Here is a 24,528-nt window from a genome sequence, read left to right on the forward strand (position 1 = left end):
TCGCGATACCACCTGAAACGCTTGCCCATGCCAGACCTGAATGAAGCTATCTACAGCTTGGTGATTACTAAAGTACTGCTAGGTGTTGGCAGGATATGCACTCTCGGTGCCATCCGCTTTGGCTGGCGCAGCCAACTGGAATTTGCTTTCCGGTTGCATGCGGAACGCCAGGAAGACGCCAAAACCCATCAATATCATGCTGCCGACAAAGGGGAGTTCCCAATTGCCGAACCTGTCTATCAGATAGCCGGACAATACCGGCGAGATGATCGCCGCCAGTGCCGAGCCGGTATTCATCATGCCGCTTGCCGTGCCTGAAAATTCCGGAGCGATGTCCATCGGGATTGCCCACATCGGTCCTATCGTCATTTCTGCAAAGAAGAAACCGGCGCTCAGGCTGAGTATCGATACCAGCAGGTTGTGCGTAAACAAGAGCGGCAGCAAAGACAGCAAGGTCAGAAACATGCAGATGGAGACCATGTAGCTGCGCGCCCACTTCAGATTACCGGTGCGTATCAGTATCTTGTCGCTGACAATACCGCCCAACGTATCGCCGACTACACCGGCAAAGAAAACGCTGGAGGCGAACAGTGCGGATTTCTTCAGGTCCAGATCATAGCTATGCAGGAAGTATTGCGGTATCCAGCTCAGGAACAGCCATAGTGTCCAGCCGTAGCAGAAGTACACCAGCGTGACGGGCGCCATGCGCTTGCCCAACGCACTCCAGGGTACCTGCACATTTTTCTTTCTTACCGCAGGCAGTTCGGCCAGTTCTTCCTTGGATACGCCGGGATGATCTGCCGGGTCTTCCGTGAAGACATACATCCATGCGACGACCCAGACTAGGCTCAGCGCGCCGCATACATAGAAGGACATGCGCCATCCATAGGCCGCCATGATAAAGACAACCGCTGCCGGCGCGACCGCATTGCCGATACGGGCAAAAGCGTGCGTGATGCCCTGCGCAAAACCGCGATTCTCTTTTTTAACCCAGCGCGACATCGCCGACGTGGCAGCAGGGAATGTGGCCCCCTCGCCCAGGCCGAGCAGCAGACGCGCCAGCAACAGCGAGACCAGGCCACCGGCAAAACCGGTCAATATGGTGGCGACTGCCCACAGTGCGCCGCAGACGATCAAAGTGCGCTTGGAGCCGAATTTATCGCTGACCCAGCCGCCTATGATCTGGAATACCAGGTAGGGGTAGGCAAACGCAGAAAAGACCAGGCCGATCTCGGTCTTGTTAAGATTAAAATCCTTGCCGAAACCTGCAGCGGCAGTGCTGACATTGACGCGGTCCAGATAGGTGATGAAATACATCAAACACAGCATGAACAGCACAATACTTGTTGCACGAAAACCTGATCGTTTCATTCTTTGTCTCCAATAATTTATTGCATAACAGCGTCAAGGCACGGCATATTCAAGCAGGTTCAAATGTCTGGCTGATGACCTCGTCTATGCAAGGTTCACCAGCCCACTCTCCCATCCTGCTACCCGGTTCTTATTGCTGCCTGGCTTTATGTGTCGTCAAGTACTGCATTGCTGCTGCGACGCCGCTACCGGCCAAAGGAACACCGGCAAGTTTCAGACCCATTTCACAACCGGCCAGCGTCGCCATCAAGGTCAGGTCATTCGCTTCGCCCAGATGGCCGATACGGAACATGCGGCCTTTCAGTTTGCCCAGGCCGGTGCCAAGCGACATGTCGTAGTTTTCATAGATGGTCTTGCGGATGGCATCGGCATCAAAACCTTCCGGTGTCATCACACCTGTCAACACCGGTGAATACACTTCAGGATCGGCGCACTGCACTTCCAGGCCCCAGGCTTTCACCGCTTCACGGCAGGCTGCTGCCAGACGCTTGTGGCGGGCGAATACATTGTCCAGTCCCTCGCCCAGTATCATGTCCAGCGCTTCCACCAGGCCATACAGCAGGTTGGTATTGGGGGTGTACGGCCAGTAGCCGGTCTTGTTCATTTCTATGATGTCGGTCCAGTCCCAGAATGCGCGCGGCAATTTGGCGGACTTGCTGGCCTCCAGTGCTTTTTTCGACACTGCATTGAAGCTGATGCCAGGAGGCAGCATCAGGCCTTTTTGCGAGCCGGACACGGTAACGTCCACGCCCCAGGCATCGTGCTGATAGTCGGCAGAGGCCAGGCCGGAGATGGTATCAACCAGCAGCAAGGCCGGATGGCCGGCAGCATCAATCGCCTTGCGGACTGCTGCAATATTGGAAGTCACGCCGGTGGAGGTTTCGTTATGCACCACGCAAACGGCCTTGATCACATGCCCTTTGTCTGCCCTCAGACGCTCTTCTATCAGGTCAGCCTGCACGCCACGGCGCCATCCCTCTATCCCTGGCAAGCCGAGGAACTCAGGTTTCAGGCCCAGGGCCTCCGCCATTTTTTTCCACAGCGTGGCGAAGTGGCCGGTTTCATACATCAGCACGGTGTCGCCTGGGCTCAATGTATTGCTCAACGCTGCTTCCCAGGCACCGGTGCCGGAGGCTGGGTAGATGATGACAGGCTGTTCCGTCTTGAAAATTTTCTTGATGCCTTCCAGCACCTGCAAACCCAAAGCGCCAAATTCAGGGCCTCGATGATCTATTGTCGGATAGCTCATCGCCCTCAGGATGCGGTCAGGTACAGGGCTAGGACCAGGGATTTGCAAAAAATGGCGGCCGGCTGGATGGAAGTTAAGCTTTAACACTGACATCTCCTTTTTAAATTGAATTTTGTATACAAAATACTTTAGCAGATGAGAATAGGAAGGTAAAGTGTTAATTTGAATGTATGCGAAGCCGCCAAAGTGGCATGTCAGGTGCGCAAAATCATCACAAGCGTGTTCGAGAATTGATGAATTTTCATAGGTAAAAGCTTATTTTAGTCGATAAATTTTAGTTTCCACAAAGAATTATTAACTAAATTTCACATACTATAAAAGCGCTGCTATTTCGGTTAAAACACTTATGCGTTAAAATCACTTCAGAAGAAATAATAGGAAATTGCATGCAAAATACAATCTTAGGAGCGGACGCAACGCCAGGCGCGCCGCTGAACATGCGCCTGGAGCGCCAGCGCCTGCACGATACCGTCGTGGACCATCTGCGCAACCAGATTGTTGAAGGCATCCTGGCCCCAGGCACCAAATTGAATGAACGCGAGCTGTGCGAAACCCTGGGTATCTCGCGCACGCCGCTGCGTGAAGCGATGAAGGTACTGGGTGCCGAGGGCCTGGTGGAAATACTGCCGAACCGCGGCGCTTCGGTATCCCGCATGACGGAAACCGAAATCTGGGAAACCTTCGAGCTGATGAGTGGATTGGAAGCCTTGTCTGGCGAGCTGGCCTGCGAACGCATCACGGCGGTGGAACTGGCCGAAATCAAGGCACTGCACTATGCGATGCTGTCTTGCAAGGCACAGAACGATTTGCCCGGCTACTACAGCCGCAACCAGGCCATCCATAACAAGATCAATGAAGCCGCTCGCAATTCAGTACTGCGGCAAACTTATATAGCGATGAACAGGCGCCTCCAGGCACTGCGTTTCAAATCCAATTTCAAGGCCGACAAGTGGGATAGCGCAGTGCATGACCATGAAGAAATGATCAAGGCACTGGATGCGCACGACGGCAAAAAGCTGGCGGCGGTATTGCGCCAGCATTTGCTGGATAAGCGCGATGCGGTACTCAGTGTAGCCAAGTCGGTGGAAAGCACCGCCGACGAAGCGTAGCCCCCCTACCCCTCTCATTGACCGCCATCAAGATGATGACGTAAATGCAAAATTTTGGCAAAATGCCGTCATCACAATAGAGCGATGGAGCATTGCATGGCCGATGTACAAAATGAGCAATTCGATGTCGAGGCTTACATACAGCAAAGCCTGAAGGGACTGGAATTGGCCACTGAGGCCCACAAGGCCACCTGGGGCCTGGGCCGCGAAGGACGCTGGAATGCAAACCAGGATACCGGAGAGCTCAGCCTTCACTTTGAAGACGGCACAGTCGCCACCGCCGACATGCAGATCATCGGTACCCGCAATACCGAAGACGGCACTTTCCTGTGGGGCTGGGAACATCCGTCCGTCGATCCCGAACTGCAAAGGAATGCTGCGCTGGTCCGGGAATTTGGACAAAAACACGGCATCAAGGAAATGACGACGCAAAAGATCTCTTGCACAGAAGAGCGGGCCTGGGAATTGACCGCATTGGCAATGCGCCTGGCCAGCGCGAACGGCGCTTTCCGCGCAGTTGCAGCCCACGGCACGCATGTGTTCATCAACTTTGGCGAAGTGCAACTGGAAAAAGACCCGCCGTTATTTTCAGCTTTTCGCTAGCATTCAGTGTTGGTAATAAAAATGCCGGGATAGACTGAGTCTCCCGGCATTTTTATTTTAAGCGCCCAGCCTTATCAGACCCGGCGCTTTTACTTTGCAGCCATCACTACTGCTTCAATTACTTGGCAGCCGCTGCAATAATCACCGCAGCAACATCAGCCGGCTTGGACAACATAGGTACGTGGCTGGTGTTCAATGTGGTGGTAGTCGCATTGATTTTCTTCGCCATTGCTGCTTCCAGGCCAGGAGCGATCATACGATCCTGCGCAGAAACGATGTAGAAAGAAGGCTTGGTCTTCCATGCCGCGACAGTCACTGCTTCACCGAAGGCTTTGCTGTTGATAGGGCCTTGGCTGACTGCCATCAGATTGGTTTGCGCTGCAGGCAAATCTTGCGCAAAGTCTTCCGCTACCGCTTGTGCAGGCAGGCTCAGGAAACCGGAAGCATCGGCTTTCAGTTTGGCGATGCCTGGAGGCGTAGGGAACTCTTTACCCAAGGCGCCAACAGCTTCACCTTCGGATGGCGCAAACGCTGCCACATAGACCAGTGCACTTACTTTCGCATCTGCGCCGGCTTGCGTAATTACTGTGCCGCCCCAGGAGTGGCCTACCAGGATTACCTTGCCGGTCTGTGCATCAATCGCGCGTTTCGTGGCAGCCACGTCATCTGCCAGCGAGGTCAGAGGATTTTGCACGGAAACCACTTTCAAGCCTTTAGCCTGCAGCAAGGGAACAATTTTGTCCCAGCTGGAGCCGTCTGCAAAAGCACCGTGCACCAGCACGACGGTTTTGTCTGCATTGTCTGCGGGTGCCGCAATCGCTGAACCGAATGCGCTCACAGCAGCCAGGGCCAACAGGGATTTTTTCAACAGGGAGGATGCTTGTTTCATACGATTTCCTTTATAGAATTAAGAGCTAAATTGTTCAAAAAATGTGGGTTGTCCGGTTCCGCATGCTGCTTCTTTAAGGTTTGAATCAGCGCGTAGACATAAATATAGCGCACTAATAGTTAGTACGCAACATGTATTTTAGTTTTTTTATTTCAGGCGATTTCGAGGGCGATACGTGGATAGGGCAATTGGCGCGCAGTGGCGGCGCCGCAGAATGGATGGCTACTTATCCAGCTCTTTTTGCAGGGAGGCCAGCCCCCTCATCAGGCTAAGGAAGCCTTTTTCATCGATATTGCATGCCGACTGTATGGCCTGGCTTACCTCGTAGGCTTGCTTGCGCAGCGTCTCCCCTGCAGGAGTGAGTGTCAGGATCAGGCTGCGCTCATCCTGAGGATCGCGGCGGCGCAAGAGATATCCCTCTGCCTCCAGGCGCTTGACCAGAGGCGTGACGGAACCTGAATCCTGATGCAGCTTTTCCGCCAGATCCTTCAGCCCTATGCCCTGCTGCTCCCATAGCACAACCATGACCAGATATTGCGGATAGGTCAGCTTCAGCTTTTCCAGCAAGGGCTTATATAGCTGGGTCATTCTCAGCGACGTGGTATACAACTGAAAACACAGGTGCTGATCGATGCTGGGAGGGCTGTTCTTGGTCATAAGTGGTGCGGTGCAGGCAAAAGATAAACAATATACATAAATTACCATGCCACACTCAGATGTCAATCCATTCCTGTCCGAATCGGCTTTAGCATCGTGCGGCTTCGCCCTCGCACAATGTCGTAAAAGTCTAGTCCCAACGGCCTGGGCAATAGAAAACACACGGCTAAAATGCACGCATACTGAAGTAGCTGATTTTGGCTTTCATCTCGAGATTTCATTTATTTTTAAAAATAGCTTGCTATTAAATAGTGCACTAACTATAATTCACTCCATCGACACACGCAGTGCCGAGCAATAAAGGAAGTAGATGGATCTGGAAATAATATCCATCTGGCTTTGATAAATACATAGCTCACTATTTAATAGCTGGATATTTAATTTTATTTATTCATATCTGCATCATCATTCAAAGGAGATTTACCATGTCTATCGAAAAAGTACTGTACCGCGCAAATGCAAAAGCTTCCGGCGGCCGTGACGGACGCGCCGTTTCTTCTGACGGTGTGCTCGACGTCAAACTGTCTACCCCTAAAGAACTCGGCGGCGCCGGTGGTGCTGCCACCAATCCTGAACAACTGTTTGCCGCCGGCTACTCCGCATGCTTCCTCGGTGCGATGAAATTTGCCGCAGCCCGCGACAAGATTTCCATTCCGGCAGACGTCAGCGTTGACGGCAGTGTGGGCATAGGTGCCATCCCCACCGGCTTCGGCATAGAAGTGGAATTGAAAATCTCCCTGCCCGGCATGGAGCGCGCAGCCGCAGAAGCCCTGATCGCCAAGGCCCACATTGTTTGCCCTTACTCAAACGCGACCCGCGGCAATATCGACATTACCTTGACCTTGGTATAACACCAGCGCCATCCACACTATTGTTTTAGGAGAACTACCATGAACGCACAAAAACTGATCATCGCCGCCATACTCGCTACTACCGGTCTCGGCGTCGCCAATGCGGCAGAACCAGCCAAAACCCGAACCGAAGTCATCAATGAACTGAAGCAGGCTCGTGCCAGCGGAGAACTTGGCCAGCATCTGGACTTTGTCTTCTTTGACCAGCAGACGGCAGGCAGCAAAACCAGGGCAGAAGTTGCCGCGGAATTGAAACAGGCCAAACAGCAAGGCTTGCTGGCCGTGGGCGATGCGAGCTACCCTGCACTCCCGGTAGCAACAAGCAGCCGCGTACGCAGCGAGGTGAAAGCAGAAGCCGTGGCCGCCAGAAAATCAAGCGGCAGCGATCGCGACTATAACTACGGCGGCTAAGGCTGGACCGTACCGGATAAATATCGTCTTTCGATGACATTCCCTAGCGGAGAGCCGGCGTGCTGCACGCCGGCTCCCTTTATTTTTTTCGCTATGTTTTTCTCTACGTTACACCTGCCAGCTGGTTTCCCTGAACCGCTGCAGCATCCAGCGAGCTGCCGGACCCGGCGGAATGTCTGTCCGGGATAGCGTCTGGAAGCGGTACGTCGCATGCCTCCATTCGCTGGATTGCAATACGCTCAACCGGCCAGATGCGATGTCATCGCTTATCATGGTTTCCGGCATACTGCCCCAGCCCAGCCCGGCCAGCAGCAGCGCATACTTCGCATTTAAATCAGTCAGCCTCAGGGTGCGGACAGCGATTACGCCAAAATCCTGCCCCTCGGTCAGCCTTGACCTGTCCGTCAGCACCAGTTGCTGGTAGTTGCGCGCCATCGCCTGCGTGACCTCGCCCTGATGCTGGCTGAGCGGATGCGTAGGCGCGGCAACCGGTATCAGCCGGACTCCGGCGAAGCTATAGCGCTCCAGTTGCGCGGTCTTGATTTCTATCGCCCCACTGACGCCTATGGTGGCGCTACCGTCCAGCACATGCTGCGCCACCGCGCCCAGCGCCTCCACATGCAGGCGCAGGCCGACTGTGGGGAAAGTCTTCTGGAAATCCTGCATCACCTCCACCAGCCAGGCAGTGGGAAACATCACGTCCACCACCAGTACCACCTCGGCCTCCAGCCCGGTCAGCAAACCCCTGGCCTTGGCCAGCAAATCTTCCACCCCCATGGATACCTTGCGCAGCTCTGCCAGCACCGCGCGGCCGGCATCGGTCAGTTGCGGTTTGCGGGTGGTATTACGGTCAAATAGTTCCAGCTCCAGTTGCGATTCCAGGTTGGCAATCGCGTAACTAATGACCGAAGTGGCGCGGCTCAGCCTCCTGGCGGCACCGACAAAGCTGCCCTCCTCCACTACCGCCAAAAAAACCTGGATCTGGTCCAGCGTAGGGGGTCTTGGTGTCTTTGGCAGGGGCATCGGCATCACCTTATCAAGTATTTAGAACAAATTGTTCTAAATTATCCCACTTTTCCGAACAAAGGATGTGTCCTAGAATCGCTTCAACGCTGAACGAGGTTTAGCGCGAAAAATCGGCAGTACTTATCAATCATCTAAGGAAATCATCATGCAAGACTTGAATAAAAATGCGTATCGCGTTGGTCGTGCCTTGATCGGCGCGCTGTTCCTGATCTCGGGTTTGGGAAAAATTGCCGGATTTGCCGGTGTCGCCGGCTGGATGGCCAGTGCCGGACTGCCATTCGCCAGCCTGTTGCTGGCTGCAACGATCACCATCGAAGTCGGCGGTGGATTGTTATTGATACTGGGTTTCCAGGCACGCTGGGCAGCATTGTTGATCGCGCTATTCCTGATACCTGTCACGGCGACCTTCCATGCATTCTGGAGCGCTGACACGGCAAGCTTCCAGAACCAGTTCACGCAATTCCTGAAAAACCTGGCGATCTTCGGCGGCCTGGTCCTGGTCTACCTGAACGAAAAACAAGCCGTCAAAACAGCATAGTTGACAGCTGATCTAGCAACGAACTTTGGCATTACACATTTAATCATTCCATTTTTGAAAGACATATCATGAGCAAGCTCTTACATATCAACACCAGCGTACGCAGCAACGGTTCCATCTCCCGTCAGATGACCACGGAGTTCCTAAATAAATGGCAAGCCAGCCATGCAGGCGACACAGCGACTACATTGGACCTGGCAGCCACTCCAGTGCCACATCTGACCGAGCAAATGATGGGTGCATTCTTCACTCCTGCTGACCAGCGTTCTGCGGAACAGGCACAGACTATCGCCTTGTCCGACCGCCTGGTTGCGCAGGTCAAGGAAGCTGACATCATTGTGATTGGCTCCCCTATGTATAACTTCGGCATCAGCTCCACGCTGAAGGCCTGGGTTGATCACGTAGCACGTGCCGGTGTCACCTTCCAGTACACAGCCAACGGCCCCGTCGGCATGTTGCAAGGGAAAAAAGTTTATGTATTTACTTCCCGTGGCGGTGTGTATTCAGAAGGCCCTGCTGCAGCAATGGATTTCCAGGAAAGCTATCTGCGCGCAGTATTGGGCTTCATCGGCATCACCGACGTCACTTTTATCCACAGCGAAGGCGTAGCAATGGGTGAAGAAGCAGTTGCCAAAGCAATTGCCGGCTCTCGCCAGGCTATCGGCGAACTGGTCACAGCTTAGTATAAAAGTACAGCCATCATAAAGCGGCCCTCGCACCTGCAAGGTAAGAGGGCCGTTTTAACGTCAAAAGCTAGGAAGAATGTCTGCCACCAATTTTCGAAATATTTGATGGTAGAGCGGTAAATTTCTCACTTTGAATTTGCAGCGCCGGCGCGCATACTCTCGCCCGCAATCTGCATTTCATTGACGGCCTGTCCAGTCCATCGCCGGCCATGCCGAGCAGATTCTCCCTGAAGATGGTCTTACAAAGCCTGCTGCCACGTGAAGCGTGATGTGCAGGCTTTTTTTTCGGCTGCTTAATTTAAGCTGATTAGGCCGCTGCCGGCAAACCCTTGTTGCCCTGCTGCCCCTTGATCTGCAAAACCATTACCGCACAAGCGATGCAGACCGCGCCCATCAGCATCGACGATGCGGTATAGGTCCCCAGGCTGGAACGCAGGCTGCCGGAAAGGAAATTGGCGAACGCTGCACCCAATTGATGGCCGGCAGCGATCCAGCCGAAAACGATAGGCGCTGCCAGGCGGCCGAACACGTCATTGGCAAGGCGCACGGTAGGAGGTACCGTGGCGATCCAGTCAAGGCCGTAAAAGATCGCAAAGATAGGCAAGCCGTAGTAACCGAGGCCGAATGCATGCGGCAGGAACAACAGGGCCAGTCCACGCAGGCCGTAGTACCAGAATAGCAGCACACGGGCATTGTAGCGGTCCGTCAGCCAGCCGGACATCGTGGTCCCGACCAGATCCAGCATGCCCATCGCAGCCAGTATGCTGGCGCCACCGACTGCGGTAATGCCGTAGTCGCCGCACATCGCAATAAATTGAGTGCCGATGTAACCGTTGGTGCTCATGCCGCACACAAAGAAACTGATAAACAGCAGCCAAAAATCACGCATCTTCAGCGAGCTGCGCAAGGCATCGATCGCGATCATGAAAGGATTTTTCTTGCTTGATTCCGCAGCCAGCGTGGCCGCGTCGGTTTCCTCGACCTGGCCATACATTTTCAGACCCAGGTCCCTTGGCCGCTCCGGCAGGAAGATCGCGATCAGCGGAATCGCCAGTGCTGCGACTGTCGCCACCAAAAATGCGACTGAGCGCCAGCCATAATTGCCAACCATCGATGCCATCAGCGGCAGGAATACCATTTGCCCGGTGGCAGAACTCGCGGTCAGCAGGCCCATCGCCAGGCCGCGGCGCGTTTCAAACCAGCGGCCGACTATCGTTGCAGCCAGCGTGGTTGCCGCCACACCGCTGCCCGCGCCTACCAGCAGGCCCCAGGTCAGCACCATATGCCAAGGCAGATGCATGAAGGTACTCAATGCGGTACCCGCGGACAGCAGGGCCAGGCCACCCAGGACGATGGGGCGCACGCCAAAGCGCTGCATCGCTGCGGCTGAGAACGGACCTATCAGCCCATACAGCGCGATATTGACCGAAATCGCAAACGAAATAGTAGAGCGATTCCAGCCGAATTCCTGTTCCAGCGGAACGATCATTACAGCCGGCGTAGCCCGGATGCCGGCAGCAGCCAGCAAGACCAGGAAGATGAGACCTAGTACCAGCCACGCATAGTTGAAGCGGTGCGAAGTACTGGCAGAAATGGATTTTGCGATAGTGGTCATGATAAAAGGCCAATCGTAATAAATAACTTACCTGAAGAGACAGGATGTATGGGACAAGCCCTGCCCGGTTGAGAATAGCAAACGCCCCAGAGCCATGGCGTCAGCGCTTTGCGCCGCAACAGGTAGACTCTACGCAAGATTTTTTTCTTTGCGGTGAGAGCATCACCTCAAAATAAATGATGATCGTCATTTTATTTGAATAAATGACGATTGTCATGTATTATTTTTCCATTCCTTTACCAGAGGCAAAGAGGTTCACCATGCCTAGAGTATCCAAAGAGCAAGCAGCGCTGAATCGCCAGCATATTGTTGAAGTGGCGGCAAGACTATATAAGGAGCATGGCCTGAACGGCATAGGCGTGGCAGACTTGATGGCGGAGGCTGGCGTTACGCACGGCGGCTTCTATGGACACTTTGCCTCCAAGGACGCACTGGCGGCAGAGGCTTGCGGCCTGTCCTTCGATAAATCATCTTCCAGTTGGGAAGCGACGATCCAGCGCAACGGTGGGGACAGAAGCGCTGCCTTGCATGAAATCGCCCATCGTTATTTGCACAAGAAAGAAGATTGCAGCTTGAGCGACATCTGCGTGATGCCGACCATGGCGGCCGACGCCATGCGCCAGGACCAGCAAGGACCTTTGCGCCAGGCATTCACCACCGGCACCCGGCGCCTAGGCGAACTATTGATTGCACTGATGCCGGCCAGTTTCAACAAGAAAAAGCGGCGCGAGCGCGGCCTCGCTGCGCTGTCCCTGCTGGTGGGCGCAATGGCGCTTGCGCGTGCAAGCGCCGACACCGAACTGGCAGACGAGATACTGGCCGCAAGCGACAAGGCCCTGGCCGAACTGGCCGCCGAATAGCGAAAACGGAACGCCGGTATAATCACTGATCGGCCGCAATTTGCGGCCAACGATCTTGCCATCGGCCTTTGAAAGGCTGCTGCAACCTATACCGGAAAGAATAAATGATTACCCTGCACACCTGGACTACGCCAAACGGCCGCAAAATCTCCATCATGCTCGAAGAACTGGGCCTGCCGTATGAGATCAAGACCGTCAATATCGGCAAGAATGAACAGTTTTCACCTGAATTTCTGAGCATTTCGCCCAATAACAAAATCCCTGCAATTGTCGATGACGAAGCCCAAGGCGGACCATTGTCTATCTTTGAAAGTGGCGCGATCCTGACTTACCTGGCAGAGAAGAGCGGACGCTTCCTGGCCGCTTCCGGCCCGGAACGCTACCAGGCGCTGGAGTGGCTGCACTGGCAAATTGGCGGTTACGGCCCCATGCTGGGACAACTGGGCTTTTTCGGCGTACGCAGCAGCGAAAAAGCACCTCTTGCCATACAGCGCTTTACCGAAGAAAGCGAACGCCTGCTCGGCGTAATGGAAAAACGGCTGGCGGTGAGCCGCTACCTTGCCGGCGATAATTACTCTATCGCCGATATGGCGACCTACCCGTGGACTATTGCAGCGTCCACCTTCCTGAAAGATATCTTGGGCGAGAGCCTGGCAAGCAAGCCAGGCATACAGCGCTGGCTCAAGGAAATAGGTGAGCGGCCTGCCGTACAGCGCGGAATGCAAATTCCAAAGCTGGCTTAAAAAAAAAGGCCTGGCCTGTCACGGCCAGGCCTTTCAGATCAGATCTGATCTGATTTGGCTAAATTAAAACTCTGTTAAAACTCTTCCCAATCCGCATTACTTTGCTTTGAAGCCGCAGCCCTGGTCGCTGCGATAGCCTTTGGCTTGGCCGGTGTTGCCGCCCTGGCCTGGCTTGCTACCGCCACAGGCCTTACAGCGCGCGCCGGTGTTTTTGCCTGCGTTTGCGCCAGATCCAATTTGAACACGCTGACCACCTGCGCCAGATTGGCCGCCTGATCCTGCATAGACTGAGCTGCAGCCGCAGCTTGTTCCACCAACGCAGCATTTTGCTGCGTCGCTTCATCCATCTGGACTATCGCACGATTCACTTCTTCGATGCCGGTGCTTTGCTCCTGGCTGGCAGCACTGATCTCGGCCACGATATCGGTGACACGCTTGACGCTGGCAACGACTTCAGCCATGGTCACACCAGCCTGCTCTACCAGCTTGGTGCCTGCGTCCACTTGATGAACCGAGTCATCGATCAAATGCTTGATCTCTTTGGCCGCGCCAGCGCTGCGCTGCGCTAGGTTGCGTACCTCGGTGGCCACGACCGCAAAGCCACGCCCCTGCTCGCCGGCACGCGCTGCTTCTACCGCTGCATTTAAAGCCAGGATATTGGTCTGAAAGGCGATGCCGTCGATCACGCTGATGATGTCGACGATTTTCTTGGAAGAGGCATTGATGGAACCCATGGTCGTCACCACCTCGTTGACGATATTTCCACCGTCAACGGCGATGCTGGATGCTGATACTGCCAACTGATTAGCCTGGCGTGCGTTGTCGGCATTTTGCTTGACTGTGGAAGTCAGCTCTTCCATCGCAGACGCGGTTTCTTCCAGTGATCCGGCCTGCTGTTCAGTGCGGGCAGACAAATCGAGATTACCGGTTGAAATCTCTGCGGAAGCATTGGCAATGGCATCGGTGCCGGTTCTTACTTCAGTGACGATCTTCAGCAGGCTGTCGTTCATGGTTTTCAGCGCCAGCAGCAATTGTCCCGTTTCATCCTGGGAACGCACTTTCAGCACCGTGGTCAAGTCGCCGGAGGCGACTGCTTCTGCCGCATTCACCGCACGGCCCAGCGGCTTGGTGATGCCAGCCGCCAGCCTCCATGAAAAAATCGCTCCGACAGCAATCGCTGCCAGCCCCAGCGCAATGATCAGGATGCGGCCTGAGGAATAATTTTCATTGATGCCATTCGCGGTATTGTTGATGAGTTGCTTTTGATAATCAACCAGCTTGCTGACGCTCTCTGCATAGGCGTTCATCGCCGGCACCATCTTTGCGGCTGTTTCGCTTTTTACTGCAGCTTCGTCGCCGGCCTTCTTCATCTTGAAGATATTGTCGCGAATGGCGCTGTATATTTTTCTTTGTTCGCCGACGTCGGCAAACAAACGCTTGCCTTCATCGCTTTTTATCATTTCAGTCAGTTGCTTCTGGATTTCAGTAACGCGCTCTTTCTGGCCATCTATCTGTTTCTGGAAATATTCTTGATCCTCGACCTCAGCGCTTTTGACGACCGCCAACGTACGAACCCCGTTGGTTTCTATCGACTTCAGCCATTCCGACGCCAGCCTTTCCTTGACCAGGTCAGCCTTCACCATATTGTCGGTTGCCGTTCCTACCGCTTGCAGACGCCAGATACTGACAACGATCATCAGCGCCATCAGGGCCAGCACCGCAGTAAATCCCAGCCCGAGGCGGGTACCTATTTTCCAGTCAGAAATTCGCATCGCTTGCATCCTCTCGGTTTTATAATTTAACAACAATTATATGCGACCGCGATTTGACCTGCGCTAAATTTTCGTTGCATCTACGCACAATATTTGCAAATTTATTTCACCATAAAAAATGGCTGCTTGCGCAGCCATTCCATCTACTCCAAAACGATCAGCCTCAACCTCAGGCAAAGCTGAGTGCACCGGTCAGGTCGCCCGGCGGCAATGCCCCGTTCGCAGCAAAGGCATCATTGCGCAATTTCAGGCCCTCCAATAACGGCAAGCCATGCAAGCGCGTAATGAAGCGCAGGATGGATGTCGTGTCATAGAAGCTGTGATCGACATTTCCTTTTTTTGCATACGGAGACGCGATGATGGCGGGAATCCTGGAGCCAGGGCCCCAGCGATCGCCTTTGGGCGGAGCGACGTGATCCCACCAGCCGCCATTTTCATCGAAAGTGATAACGACCAGCATATCCTTCCACTGCGGGCTCTTCTTCAAATGTTCCAGCACGTTGGCAACGTGCTGATCACCCGACTCTACATCCGAATATCCGGCATGCATGTTCAGATTGCCCTGTGGCTTGTAAAAAGTCACCGCAGGCAATTTTCCGGCCACGACGTCCGCCAGGAATTTATTCGAGATAGGGCTATCGCCCAGGCCGCCGTCACGCAAATGCTCATTGCGCGCCGCCGTACCGGGAGCAAACTGCTTGAAGTAATTGAGCGGCTGGTGGTGGTACTGGAAGTTGGGCTTCTCGCCGCCACCCTTGTATTCCAGTGCAACCTGCCATGCACCACCGTACCAGGCCCAGCTCACGCCTTTTTTCGACAGCAGGTCGCCTATCGTATTATAGGTTTGCGGAGGCAGCGTACTCGGATCCTGCGGATCAGCCAATGTGCTGTCACCACCCGGTGCAGGCTTGATATAGCTTGGCTGGTAAGGCGGCGCCATGGTATTCACAGCATAACCGTCCGGCGTGATCGCGCCGTCGTTGACAAACTTCGGTTTTCCCTCCAGCGCCGATGCAGGACCATCCGCAGCCAGTGCCAGCCGACTGCCTGTCGGGCCGTCTTCCGTCACTGCGATTTTCTTTTTGGCCGGGCCGTTGGCAGCATCAAAGTGCTCAGGCGTGCGTCCGGATATCAGGAACTGGTGGTTCATGTAAGAGCCGCCAAACGCTGCCATGAAGAAGTTGTCGCACAATGTGTATTGCTGCGCAATCTTCCACAGGTCGAGGTTCTTGTGGGTCTCGCCGTAGTAACCCATCACCAGGCCACCCGAGTCCGCCCAGGCAACGAACTGGTCATTCTTGCCGCCGTTGATCTGCATCTGATTTTGATAAAACAGATGCCATAGGTCGCGAGTAATGACCGACTCCGGCAATGGCAGGCCTTCGGCATCCTTCAGTGCAAACGGCGCATTTGGCAAGCCGCTGATCTTGTCTTCTGCAATCATGTAATGCTTGCCGCCCAGATTCTGGCTGCGTGGAACCAGGCCACCCCACATTTTTGGCAAAGCAGGCAGCACTGAGCCATTCCTGTCTTTTTGCGTATAGGCAGCCGCGGGCACATCTGCCAGCGGCTGTTTCACACCGGGAAAATTGCCGAACAAATTGTTGAAACTACGGTTTTCCAGATAGATCACCACCACATTTTTGATGTGCGCCTTCAGCTTCGTATCCAGCGAACCGGCGACGATTTTGGCTTTGGGTACTGCCGCCTCGGCTATCAGTGGAACGCTGCCCGCAACGCCCGCAGCCGCCGCGGCCTGCAATATCCGCCTGCGGGATGGATCGGCAGGAAGATCGGATTGCTGCTGCTCGCTGTGTTGGCTGGATGTGGATTTATCTGACATTCTGGCTCCCGGAAAAATAATTGCTCTGGCATAAATTCATCCCGGTAATATAGCATTTCCGCGCAAGGGCATGTATAACAGGAGCATGACCAAAAGCAGCATATGTACGGTCAGCGCACCCAAATAATCCGGCCATAAGCATCCGGCTTTCCTGGCAAGTACCAGCCCGACCTGAAAAAAAAAGCCCGCATTGGCGGGCTCTTTGCTTTCAGGCTGAGTGCGTCGGGTAGCTTAAAATTCCTCCCATTCGCCCACTGCTTCTACCTGAATGTTTCTTGCCTGGCTGGCTGAAGCCGCGCGCGATGCTGGGCGTGCGGCATTGGCTGAAGGCAAGGCACGCGTTGCGCGGCTGGTAGGCTTTGCCTGTGCTTCAACCCGCCTGGCCTGTACCGGCACTGCCTGCAGATGGCTATATGCGGAATGGCTGGATTGCAGTTTAAATACACCGACCACCTGTGCCAGATTATTCGCCTGTCCCTGCATGCTTTCCGCTGCGGCCGCGACTTCTTCCACCAGTGCGGCATTCTGCTGCGTTACCGTATCCATTTCGGTGACTGCCTGATTGATCTGCTCGATACCGGCAGTCTGTTCCTGGCTGGCGGAGGTGATCTCGTTCATGATGTCGGTGACCCGCTTGACGCTGGCAACAATCTCATCCATGGTCTTGCCGGCTTGCGATACAAGCTTGCCGCCGAACTCGACTTTTTCCACCGAATCGCCGATCAGCGATTTGATCTCTTTTGCCGCGCTGGCGCTGCGTTGCGCCAGATTGCGCACCTCGGTCGCCACGACTGCAAAGCCGCGCCCCTGCTCACCGGCACGCGCTGCTTCTACCGCTGCGTTCAAGGCCAGGATATTGGTCTGGAAGGCAATGCCATCGATGACGCTGATGATATCGACAATCTTCTTCGACGACTGGTCGATGGAATCCATGGTATCCACTACCTGTGCTACCACTGCACCGCCGCGCTCTGCCACTTCGGAAGCAGACACGGCAAGCTGATTGGCCTGGCGTGCGTTGTCGGCATTTTGCCTGACTGTGGAAGTCAGTTCTTCCATCGATGATGCGGTTTCTTCCAGCGAGCTGGCCTGCTGTTCCGTGCGGGCAGACAGGTCCAGGTTACCAGCGACGATCTGGCCGGAAGCCGTCGCAATTGCACCTGTGCCGCTGGAAACCTGGCCGACGATATCTACCAGGCTTTGGTTCATGTCTTTCAAGGCTTGCGTCAATTGTCCGGTTTCATCTTTCGACTTCACTTCGATATGGCTGGTCAGGTCGCCGGAGGCAACTGTCTGTGCGATTTTCACGGCATCGCTCAAGGGCTTGGAGATGATCCGGGCTATCCAGAATGCCAGGGTCAGGCCCAGCGCAATAGACGCTACCAGCAGACCGACAATCCAGGTGCGGGCGCTGGCATACACGGCGTCTGCAATATCGCCGGAAGCATCAGACTGATCCATATTAATCTTGATCAGCTTTTCAATCTGCGCGCGCAGATCCGAATTCATTTTGGTGGAGTGGCCGCGGCTCAGCTCTTTCGCTTCATCCGGCTTGTCCGCGCGCGACAAGGCGACAATCTTGGCATGATCCGCCATGAACTGGTCATAGGTAGCGCTGAATTCCGCGTAAGTGTCCTTTTCTTCTTTGGTATCGATCAGCTTTTGATAGATGTCACGATTTTTCTGAAAGCTTTCCAGCGTGGTTGCCATTTTCTTTTCATAAGCGGTCCAGTCGGCATCAGTGGTTGAGATCAGATGCTGCAACTCTTGCGAGCGAAACAAGGCCAGATCGCTCTTCATACCCAATATGGAGCGCACGCTAGGCAGCCAGTTGGTGCGCATTTCTACGGCATTCTGGTTAACTTTTGACAACTCAACCATGGAAAAAACACTTAGCAAGGCAGTCAGCAGCAGCACAGCAACAAAGGAAATCAGCAACTTTGTTGCCATTTTTAAATCATAAAACCATTTCATCATCAGCTCTCGGAAGTCAGAAGGGGTAAAGATCTGTATTAAGCCATTGTTACGCCATTGATTTTTCGGCTTAATATATTGGATTTTATCATTATTTCCGCAAGGCAATCTGAGGCCGTCCAATTGCCGGATATTGCGAAGAATATGCGTCGGCCAAAAGAAAACAGGCTGGCATATTGCGGCCAGCCTGCTTCTCAAAAAAAACCCTTTTTAAATCTCCTTTTCAGGCAACCGTACCGCGGTAGGCATCCCTTAATTCGCGCTTCAGTACCTTGCCGATCGCACTGCGCGGTAAGACGTCTACCAATTCCATTGCGCTCAGGCGCTGCATTTTCCCCAGGCGCTCGTTGGCCCAGGCCAGCAAATCCTCAGCAACCGGTGTTGCGTCATTTTTGGCGACGACAAAGGCAACCGGCGTCTCGCCCCAGCGTTCGGACGGCACGCCGACCACTGCGGCATCAGCCACTTGCGGATGCTGGCGCAATACGGCCTCCAGATCGCTGGGATAAATATTGAAGCCGCCGGAAATAACCATATCCTTCTTGCGATCAAACAAAAGCAGGAAGCCATCGCTATCAAAACGCCCCAGATCGCCGGAGCGGATAAACCGACGCCCGGAAGGGTCATACCATTCCGCCTCTCTGGTTTTGGCAGGCTGGTTATGGTAACCCGTCATCATCGATGGCGAATAGCCGACGATCTCGCCCGGCTCTCCCGCTGCCACTTCCTTGCCCTGTTCATCGATCAGGCGTATCTCACCTCCGGGCAAGGCCACGCCTACCGTATGCAGCTTGTCCGGATGCTCATGCGCAACCAGGATGCAACTGACACCGCCCTCCGTCATGCCGTAGTACTCGATCAATCCGCCCGGCCAGCGCTTTAAGATATCAGCCTTCAGGACGGCAGAAAAAGGAGCGCTGGTACAAAACTTCATATGGAAGGAAGACAGGTCGTAACTGTCAAAATCGGCTACCGCCATCAGGCGCTGGTACTGCACCGGCACCAGCATGGTGTGCGTTGCCTGATATTTCTCAGCCAGCGCCAGATAAGCATTCGCTTCAAATTTAGCCATCAACAACACGGTGCCGCCCAGTGCCAGCGTCGCAAAAAAACTGACCAGCGTCGTATTTGAATACAGCGGCGTGGATAACAGCGTGACCGCGTTCAGCCCGTAACCATGTGCAGCTCCGCGCTGTACATGGCCCCAGCGCATGAAGTTGGGCTGCATGATGCCCTTGGGCGTGCCTGTCGTGCCGGAAGAGTAGATAGTGTTGAAGGCCCAGCCAGGCTGGATGTCTACCGGAGAAAATGCTGCAGACCCTTCAGCCAGCCAGGCATCCAGTTCACTGCTGTTACCGTCGGCTGCATCGATCCTGATGCCGGGAATGTTTATCTGGCTGCCGACCGGCGCCAGCAATTCGGCCACAGTCTGGTCCAGGAAAAGTTTTTTGGCGCCGGCATCGGTCATCATCGCGACCAGGCTTTCGGCACTGGAAGAAGGCGCCAGCGGGGCCACCGTCACGCCTGCGCGCAAGCTGCCAAGAAACACAACGGCATACTCTATAGACGTGTACGCGCATATGGCGATTGCTTCAGTCGCCTTGACGCCATCGCGCTGCAAGGCTGCTGCCACCTGATCCATGCGCTGATCCAGCGCGCGATAGCTCAGGCTAATACCATCCTGGATGAAGGCCGGGTGCTCAGGCCTGAAGCGGGCGTGCGCGCGTATCAGCTCCGGGATAGTGCCAAAATCCTTGGCCAGCATTTCTTCTATGGCCAGTTCATGTTGATTCATCTGTCTCGTCTCCTATTTTTTCAAATAGCTTAACAGACAATATTGAATCACGTAGCAGGTACGCTCCGGCTGCAGTACAAACCGAAGCGGAGCGATGGCGATGGGAAAGCTAGACTGCCTTAATGTCCATCAGCACCTTGCCCCCGCGTTCGACATGGGCCACTGCTTCCTTGATCGCCGACAAGGGATAGATACCGGACACTGGCGCATGCAGCTTGCCCGCACTGATCAGAGCAGCACCCTCTTCCAGCGCCGGCCGGATTTTTGACGCCATTTCCGGCGCGGACAGGAAGAAGCCGCGCAGGGTGATGCGCTTGAAGATCACATCGATAGATCGCAGCGCCAGCGGTGCGCGGCCCAGTGCCGCATAGCAAACGATAGTCCCACCCGCCGCCACTATCGACGCTAGCGTCGTCGTAGATGTGCCACCGACAGCATCAATGGCCAGGCGCGGCAGCGCGGTTCCAACTGCACTCTTGACCGCCTCTGCAGCTTCCGGTGCATCCAGCAATACCAGATCGCCGCCCGCCTCTTCCAGTTCAGCGATCAGTTCGGGGCGGCGGACCAGGTTAATCGTCTTCAGGCCACGCGCCTTGGCAAACGCGATGACCGCCCTGCCAACACCAGAGTTGGCGGCATTCTGCACTACCCAGTCGCCGGGTTTCAGGTCAACATATTCGCTCAGTATCAGCGCCGCCGTCGGTGGATTGATGCCCAGCATCGCCAACTGCTGCATGTCTGCATCTGGCGGTAATGGGAACAAATCTGCTGCGGGCACGACGACACGCTCAGTCCATGCAAGGCTATAGTAGGGAACCAGAACCTTGTCGCCTGGCTTGACGTTAACAACCCCTGTGCCGGTGGCCATGACAGTGCCCGCACCCTCATTGCCGATGACACTCGGCAGCTCTGGATGGAGGGGATACAGGCCCCGCGCAACCAGCAGGTCATTAAGGTTGACCGGCGAATATTCGACGGCAATCAATACCTCGCCGGCACCAGGAGCAGAAACTTCAGCGACTTCAGCAAATTGCAGTCCGTCGGCCGGATTGCCGTAGGCTATGAGTTGGGCAGCGCGCATAATGTCATCCTTTATTTGCAATTGTGAGAGTGGCGAGTTCGATGGCCGGCAAAACCCGGTGCGACGGCCCCAGTAATCAGCGCAACGAGTATTCATTGCGAATCTGACCTTATTAATTGCGATTGCAATCAATGTATGCCATAGTAGTGAACATCAATTTTTGAGTCAAGCGCCTTTTATCGCGCATGGAGACCTGCAATGAGGATTACCAAGGAAAAAGCGGCAGAAAATCGTCTGGCACTGGTTCAGGCAGCAGCAAGATTGTTTCGTGAGCGGGGCATAGATGGCGTCGGTGTTGCCGAAATCAGCAAGGCCGCCGGACTGACGCACGGGGCGCTGTATGCACACTTCCCCACTAAGGAGGCGCTGGCTGCGGAAGCACTGGCGTATGGCATAGGCCGCGGCAATGCGTTCATGAAGACCCTGGGAGAAAACGGCAATCCTGGTCTGGGCGACTACCTGGACTATTACATGTCGGCGCAGCAAAGGGACAATATAGCCGCCAGTTGCTCAATGGGCGCGTCCGCCAGCGAAATAGGAAGGCAGGACAGCAATACCAGCGCCAGCTTTATGGATGGCTATATAGAGCTGGTGGCCGCGGTGCAAGCCACACTGGGGGAATCCCATTCCACGGCTACTGCACGCCAGCGTGCGCTGGCGATAGTCACCGGGATGATAGGTTGTGTTGCCGTGGCGCGCGCAACGGCAAAGGCCGACCCTGAATTATCGGACGAGATACTGGCCGCCATGCGCAGTATATTGGGAGAAATGGGCGGTGAACGGCGGTGAGCGGTGGAAATAAAAAAACCGGCAGCGCAATATCTGCCGGCTACAAATGACAATAATGGACCGGAATAAATTTTGGCAATGGCGCGGCAATAAGTGCAGCTTATTTGGATTGTCTACCCTGCCTGCACACCGATTTTTTCCTGTGCCGTTTCCAGCATGAAGCGCACCAGCGCCAGCAAAGGAAACACCGCTCCCGCGATCGCGATCCAGAACCAGCCGCCCTTGTCATACAGGATACTTGCCAGCGCCGAACCTATCGCGCCGCCTACAAAGATGCTGGTCATATACAAACCGTTCAGCCGGCTGCGGCTAGCCGCATCCAGTGCGTAAATCGTGCGTTGGCCCATCACCAGATTCATCTGCACGCAAAAGTCCAGCACCACGCCGGTGACAGCCAGGCCGACAATGCCGAAGGCCGGATGGATCAGCGCAGGCGCAAAACTGAGTGCGCCAAACAACAGTGCGAAACGGGTCGCCACTTTGGTATGGCCGGCATCGGCAAGACGTCCGCTAAAAGGCGCAGCAATGGCGCCGGTGGCACCCACCAGCGCAAACAAGGCAATCTGCGATTGCGATAGGCCGTAGCGGCGCGCCAGTTCCAGCGGCACTGCAGTCCAGAACAGGCTGAAGGACGCAAACATGCAAGCCTGGTAAAACGCCCGTTGGCGCAATACCGGCATTTTCTTGAACAGGCTGCCCAGGGACGCAAGCAATTCTCCATAACTTGCAGTGTGCTGAGGCTGCCGCTTGGGCATTGTCGTTGCCAGCACGATAGCAATCATCGCCATCAGTGCGGCGGCTCCGCCAAACACGGCGCGCCAGCCGAAGTGGTCCGCCACAAAACTGGAGACCGGACGAGCCAGCAAAATACCCAGCAGCAGGCCGCCCATGATGCCGCCCACTACTCGCCCGCGCGACTCTTCTTGCGACAGATGGGCAGCCAGCGGTATCAGCATTTGCACCGACACCGAACTGAAGCCTATCAGCAGGGAAACGATCAGGAAGCTATTGGCATGGCCGGCAAATGCAGCGCCTATCAGGCTGACTACGGCAACCAGCACGGTCGTAACCATCAAGCGGCGATTTTCCAGCAAATCCCCCAATGGCACGAGGAAGAACAGGCCGAAGGCATAACCGATCTGGGTCAGCGACACAATCAGGCTGGCCGCATGCGCAGACAATCCTATGTCCGGCGCGATCAATTCTATGATGGGCTGTGCATAGTAGATGTTGGCGACGATGGCACCGCAACAGAATGCAAACAGCAACACCATGCCGCGCGTCATCTTGATGTCGGTGTGTTCTGCCTGCCCAGGGAGTGAACTCATGGTTTTCCTTGTTCCTGACCGGCAAACCCTCGCGCTGCAACGGGCTTCAAAATCAGGTTTTCTATATTGATACGCTGCCCTGCGGCATATTCCGACAGGGCAGCGTTTGCTTGCTGCAAAAACAAAGCTGAAGGCAGAGACTCTCTGCCCGGCTTTAGGCCGCTATTGCCTCTTCCATTGTTGGATAGTCGATATAGCCGACCTCAACAGGCGTACCCATAGGGTAGAAGGTTTGCGGATTTGGCTTGTTCAATTCCGCATTGGCAGCGAAACGGCGGGTCAGATCCGGATTGGCGATATACAGCACGCCGAAAGCCACCGCATCTGCATCACCGTTGTCCAGTGATGCCTGCGCGCTCGCCTTGGTACGGCCCTGGTTGGCGATGAAAACGCCGCCGAACAGGTCTTTCAGCGTGCGGCCCAGCTTATCGTCACCTTCCGATGCGCGGGCGCAGATAAAGGCGATCTTGCGCTGGCCCAGTTGCTGCGCGACATAGCTGAAGGTTTCCAGAGGATTGTGATCGCCCATCGTGTGCGCGTCCGTGCGCGGAGCCAGATGCATACCGACCCGGCCAGCGCCCCAGACCGAGATACAGGCATCGGTTACTTCCAGCATCAGGCGTGCACGGTTTTCCAGTGAACCTCCGTATTGGTCTGTCCTGTGGTTGGTGCTGGTTTGCAGGAACTGGTCCAGCAAGTAGCCATTGGCGCCGTGTACTTCCACGCCGTCAAAACCGGCTTTCTTCGCGTTTTCCGCACCCTTGCGATAGGCTTCGATGATCGCTGGAATCTCATCGGTTTCCAGTGCGCGTGGCCTAACGTAGTCGCGCTCAGGACGCAGCAGGCTGACGTGGCCCTTGGCCGCGATGGCACTAGGAGCAACCGGCAGTTCGCCATTCAGCAAGCTAGGATCCGAGATACGGCCAACGTGCCACAATTGCATAACGATCTTGCCGCCAGCCTTGTGTACCGCGCTGGTGACTTTTTTCCAGCCTTCTACCTGGGCATCGGACCAGATGCCTGGAGTGTCCGGGTAGCCAACGCCCATAGGCATTACGGAAGTCGCTTCGGTGATAATCAGGCCGGCGCTGGCACGCTGTGCATAATATTGCGCCATCAGGTCATTCGGCACACGGCCTTCGCTGGAACGGCAGCGAGTAAGCGGTGCCATGATGATACGGTTGGAAAGTTGCAATTCGCCGATGGTGATAGGGTCAAAAATGTCAGACATGTTCAAATTTCTCCGATTGAAAAGTTAAATACTGCTGGTGCCACTGTCAGACTGTTATTGCCGCACTTGCCAGGGCTGCCAGGACAACCCCTGCTCCGGCACCGCCG

General features: G+C 55.0%; 22 protein-coding genes. 9 read left to right on the plus strand and 13 right to left on the minus strand.

The annotated features are described in order from the left end of the window. Positions 1-78: 78 nt before the first annotated feature. Both IEW12_RS07680 and IEW12_RS07685 read right to left on the minus strand, forming a co-directional pair. Positions 79-1,371 carry an MFS transporter gene (locus IEW12_RS07680; protein WP_188565330.1) on the minus strand — a complete coding sequence of 431 codons (1,293 nt, stop codon included), beginning with the start codon at positions 1,369-1,371 and terminating at the stop codon, positions 79-81. A gap of 130 nt (positions 1,372-1,501) precedes the next feature. Beyond that, positions 1,502-2,707, minus strand: coding sequence for a pyridoxal-phosphate-dependent aminotransferase family protein (locus tag IEW12_RS07685; RefSeq protein ID WP_188565331.1), 1,206 nt, complete (start codon positions 2,705-2,707; stop codon positions 1,502-1,504). Between the two features lie 299 nt (positions 2,708-3,006). Here IEW12_RS07685 and IEW12_RS07690 point away from each other — a divergent pair, with 299 nt between their 5' ends. Together IEW12_RS07690 and IEW12_RS07695 are read left to right on the plus strand one after the other, a co-directional pair. Then, positions 3,007-3,729: a GntR family transcriptional regulator gene (locus tag IEW12_RS07690; protein WP_188565332.1), complete on the plus strand. Its 723-nt coding sequence runs from the start codon at positions 3,007-3,009 to the stop codon at positions 3,727-3,729. A 96-nt stretch (positions 3,730-3,825) separates the two neighbouring features. Then, positions 3,826-4,332 (plus strand): DUF6882 domain-containing protein, encoded by a 507-nt coding sequence (locus IEW12_RS07695; RefSeq protein WP_188565333.1) that lies wholly within the window; start codon positions 3,826-3,828, stop codon positions 4,330-4,332. 118 nt (positions 4,333-4,450) lie between these two features. Here the strand turns inward: IEW12_RS07695 and IEW12_RS07700 are convergent, their stop codons facing one another. Continuing rightward, positions 4,451-5,221 carry an alpha/beta fold hydrolase gene (locus IEW12_RS07700; RefSeq protein ID WP_188565334.1) on the minus strand — a complete coding sequence of 257 codons (771 nt, stop codon included), beginning with the start codon at positions 5,219-5,221 and terminating at the stop codon, positions 4,451-4,453. A 222-nt stretch (positions 5,222-5,443) separates the two neighbouring features. After that, positions 5,444-5,878 (minus strand): MarR family winged helix-turn-helix transcriptional regulator, encoded by a 435-nt coding sequence (locus IEW12_RS07705; protein WP_188565335.1) that lies wholly within the window; start codon positions 5,876-5,878, stop codon positions 5,444-5,446. Positions 5,879-6,303: 425 nt separating this feature from the next. Between IEW12_RS07705 and IEW12_RS07710 the strand changes: the two genes are divergently transcribed. Then, complete coding sequence (locus IEW12_RS07710; RefSeq protein WP_188565336.1) at positions 6,304-6,729, plus strand: organic hydroperoxide resistance protein; 426 nt, start codon at positions 6,304-6,306, stop codon at positions 6,727-6,729. A 39-nt stretch (positions 6,730-6,768) separates the two neighbouring features. Next, positions 6,769-7,140 (plus strand): DUF4148 domain-containing protein, encoded by a 372-nt coding sequence (locus tag IEW12_RS07715; protein WP_188565337.1) that lies wholly within the window; start codon positions 6,769-6,771, stop codon positions 7,138-7,140. 108 nt (positions 7,141-7,248) lie between these two features. On the opposite strand, the gene IEW12_RS07720 is transcribed toward IEW12_RS07715, so the two are convergent. Beyond that, entirely contained in the window at positions 7,249-8,163 is a 915-nt protein-coding gene (locus IEW12_RS07720) for a LysR family transcriptional regulator (RefSeq protein WP_188565338.1), read from the minus strand. Between the two features lie 148 nt (positions 8,164-8,311). Here IEW12_RS07720 and IEW12_RS07725 point away from each other — a divergent pair, with 148 nt between their 5' ends. Both IEW12_RS07725 and IEW12_RS07730 read left to right on the plus strand, forming a co-directional pair. Continuing rightward, entirely contained in the window at positions 8,312-8,704 is a 393-nt protein-coding gene (locus tag IEW12_RS07725; protein WP_188565339.1) for a DoxX family protein, read from the plus strand. Between the two features lie 68 nt (positions 8,705-8,772). Continuing rightward, positions 8,773-9,387 (plus strand): FMN-dependent NADH-azoreductase, encoded by a 615-nt coding sequence (locus IEW12_RS07730; RefSeq protein WP_188565340.1) that lies wholly within the window; start codon positions 8,773-8,775, stop codon positions 9,385-9,387. Between the two features lie 310 nt (positions 9,388-9,697). Here IEW12_RS07730 and IEW12_RS07735 read toward each other — a convergent pair whose 3' ends face one another. Beyond that, positions 9,698-11,005 carry an MFS transporter gene (locus IEW12_RS07735; protein WP_188565341.1) on the minus strand — a complete coding sequence of 436 codons (1,308 nt, stop codon included), beginning with the start codon at positions 11,003-11,005 and terminating at the stop codon, positions 9,698-9,700. Positions 11,006-11,265: 260 nt separating this feature from the next. Here IEW12_RS07735 and IEW12_RS07740 point away from each other — a divergent pair, with 260 nt between their 5' ends. After that, positions 11,266-11,865 (plus strand): TetR family transcriptional regulator, encoded by a 600-nt coding sequence (locus IEW12_RS07740; protein WP_188565342.1) that lies wholly within the window; start codon positions 11,266-11,268, stop codon positions 11,863-11,865. A gap of 104 nt (positions 11,866-11,969) precedes the next feature. Continuing rightward, positions 11,970-12,608 (plus strand): glutathione S-transferase family protein, encoded by a 639-nt coding sequence (locus IEW12_RS07745; RefSeq protein WP_188565343.1) that lies wholly within the window; start codon positions 11,970-11,972, stop codon positions 12,606-12,608. A gap of 74 nt (positions 12,609-12,682) precedes the next feature. On the opposite strand, the gene IEW12_RS07750 is transcribed toward IEW12_RS07745, so the two are convergent. The 5 genes from IEW12_RS07750 to IEW12_RS07770 form a co-directional block, all read right to left on the minus strand. Beyond that, complete coding sequence (locus IEW12_RS07750) at positions 12,683-14,380, minus strand: methyl-accepting chemotaxis protein (RefSeq protein WP_188565344.1); 1,698 nt, start codon at positions 14,378-14,380, stop codon at positions 12,683-12,685. A gap of 169 nt (positions 14,381-14,549) precedes the next feature. Further along, on the minus strand, positions 14,550-16,223 hold the full coding sequence (locus IEW12_RS07755; protein ID WP_188565345.1) for an acid phosphatase: 1,674 nt from the start codon (positions 16,221-16,223) through the stop codon (positions 14,550-14,552). A 231-nt stretch (positions 16,224-16,454) separates the two neighbouring features. Further along, entirely contained in the window at positions 16,455-18,197 is a 1,743-nt protein-coding gene (locus IEW12_RS07760; protein ID WP_188565710.1) for a methyl-accepting chemotaxis protein, read from the minus strand. Between the two features lie 223 nt (positions 18,198-18,420). Then, complete coding sequence (locus IEW12_RS07765; protein WP_188565346.1) at positions 18,421-19,992, minus strand: class I adenylate-forming enzyme family protein; 1,572 nt, start codon at positions 19,990-19,992, stop codon at positions 18,421-18,423. Positions 19,993-20,101: 109 nt separating this feature from the next. After that, the gene (locus tag IEW12_RS07770; RefSeq protein ID WP_188565347.1) at positions 20,102-21,073 is read right to left on the minus strand and encodes a zinc-dependent alcohol dehydrogenase family protein; all 972 of its coding nucleotides are present in this window, start codon (positions 21,071-21,073) and stop codon (positions 20,102-20,104) included. Between the two features lie 198 nt (positions 21,074-21,271). Between IEW12_RS07770 and IEW12_RS07775 the strand changes: the two genes are divergently transcribed. Further along, on the plus strand, positions 21,272-21,862 hold the full coding sequence (locus IEW12_RS07775; protein WP_188565348.1) for a TetR/AcrR family transcriptional regulator: 591 nt from the start codon (positions 21,272-21,274) through the stop codon (positions 21,860-21,862). 113 nt (positions 21,863-21,975) lie between these two features. Here the strand turns inward: IEW12_RS07775 and IEW12_RS07780 are convergent, their stop codons facing one another. Both IEW12_RS07780 and IEW12_RS07785 read right to left on the minus strand, forming a co-directional pair. Further along, the gene (locus tag IEW12_RS07780; protein WP_229750979.1) at positions 21,976-23,190 is read right to left on the minus strand and encodes an MFS transporter; all 1,215 of its coding nucleotides are present in this window, start codon (positions 23,188-23,190) and stop codon (positions 21,976-21,978) included. Positions 23,191-23,344: 154 nt separating this feature from the next. Further along, positions 23,345-24,421 (minus strand): alkene reductase, encoded by a 1,077-nt coding sequence (locus IEW12_RS07785; RefSeq protein ID WP_188565349.1) that lies wholly within the window; start codon positions 24,419-24,421, stop codon positions 23,345-23,347. Positions 24,422-24,528 lie beyond the last annotated feature (107 nt).

The organism is Parundibacterium terreum (assembly GCF_014636315.1).
Classification (GTDB): domain Bacteria; phylum Pseudomonadota; class Gammaproteobacteria; order Burkholderiales; family Burkholderiaceae_D; genus Undibacterium; species Undibacterium terreum.

What these genes read in the sequence shown, in the direction of transcription:
- IEW12_RS07680 (WP_188565330.1), bottom strand. Translation starts at nt 1,371, where the DNA reads ATGAAACGATCAGGTTTTCGTGCAACAAGTATTGTGCTGTTCATGCTG.
- IEW12_RS07690 (WP_188565332.1), top strand. Translation starts at nt 3,007, where the DNA reads ATGCAAAATACAATCTTAGGAGCGGACGCAACGCCAGGCGCGCCGCTG.
- IEW12_RS07695 (WP_188565333.1), top strand. Translation starts at nt 3,826, where the DNA reads ATGGCCGATGTACAAAATGAGCAATTCGATGTCGAGGCTTACATACAG.
- IEW12_RS07700 (WP_188565334.1), bottom strand. Translation starts at nt 5,221, where the DNA reads ATGAAACAAGCATCCTCCCTGTTGAAAAAATCCCTGTTGGCCCTGGCT.
- IEW12_RS07705 (WP_188565335.1), bottom strand. Translation starts at nt 5,878, where the DNA reads ATGACCAAGAACAGCCCTCCCAGCATCGATCAGCACCTGTGTTTTCAG.
- IEW12_RS07710 (WP_188565336.1), top strand. Translation starts at nt 6,304, where the DNA reads ATGTCTATCGAAAAAGTACTGTACCGCGCAAATGCAAAAGCTTCCGGC.
- IEW12_RS07715 (WP_188565337.1), top strand. Translation starts at nt 6,769, where the DNA reads ATGAACGCACAAAAACTGATCATCGCCGCCATACTCGCTACTACCGGT.
- IEW12_RS07720 (WP_188565338.1), bottom strand. Translation starts at nt 8,163, where the DNA reads ATGCCCCTGCCAAAGACACCAAGACCCCCTACGCTGGACCAGATCCAG.
- IEW12_RS07725 (WP_188565339.1), top strand. Translation starts at nt 8,312, where the DNA reads ATGCAAGACTTGAATAAAAATGCGTATCGCGTTGGTCGTGCCTTGATC.
- IEW12_RS07730 (WP_188565340.1), top strand. Translation starts at nt 8,773, where the DNA reads ATGAGCAAGCTCTTACATATCAACACCAGCGTACGCAGCAACGGTTCC.
- IEW12_RS07735 (WP_188565341.1), bottom strand. Translation starts at nt 11,005, where the DNA reads ATGACCACTATCGCAAAATCCATTTCTGCCAGTACTTCGCACCGCTTC.
- IEW12_RS07740 (WP_188565342.1), top strand. Translation starts at nt 11,266, where the DNA reads ATGCCTAGAGTATCCAAAGAGCAAGCAGCGCTGAATCGCCAGCATATT.
- IEW12_RS07745 (WP_188565343.1), top strand. Translation starts at nt 11,970, where the DNA reads ATGATTACCCTGCACACCTGGACTACGCCAAACGGCCGCAAAATCTCC.
- IEW12_RS07750 (WP_188565344.1), bottom strand. Translation starts at nt 14,380, where the DNA reads ATGCGAATTTCTGACTGGAAAATAGGTACCCGCCTCGGGCTGGGATTT.
- IEW12_RS07755 (WP_188565345.1), bottom strand. Translation starts at nt 16,223, where the DNA reads ATGTCAGATAAATCCACATCCAGCCAACACAGCGAGCAGCAGCAATCC.
- IEW12_RS07760 (WP_188565710.1), bottom strand. Translation starts at nt 18,197, where the DNA reads ATGAAATGGTTTTATGATTTAAAAATGGCAACAAAGTTGCTGATTTCC.
- IEW12_RS07765 (WP_188565346.1), bottom strand. Translation starts at nt 19,992, where the DNA reads ATGAATCAACATGAACTGGCCATAGAAGAAATGCTGGCCAAGGATTTT.
- IEW12_RS07770 (WP_188565347.1), bottom strand. Translation starts at nt 21,073, where the DNA reads ATGCGCGCTGCCCAACTCATAGCCTACGGCAATCCGGCCGACGGACTG.
- IEW12_RS07775 (WP_188565348.1), top strand. Translation starts at nt 21,272, where the DNA reads ATGAGGATTACCAAGGAAAAAGCGGCAGAAAATCGTCTGGCACTGGTT.
- IEW12_RS07780 (WP_229750979.1), bottom strand. Translation starts at nt 23,190, where the DNA reads ATGAGTTCACTCCCTGGGCAGGCAGAACACACCGACATCAAGATGACG.
- IEW12_RS07785 (WP_188565349.1), bottom strand. Translation starts at nt 24,421, where the DNA reads ATGTCTGACATTTTTGACCCTATCACCATCGGCGAATTGCAACTTTCC.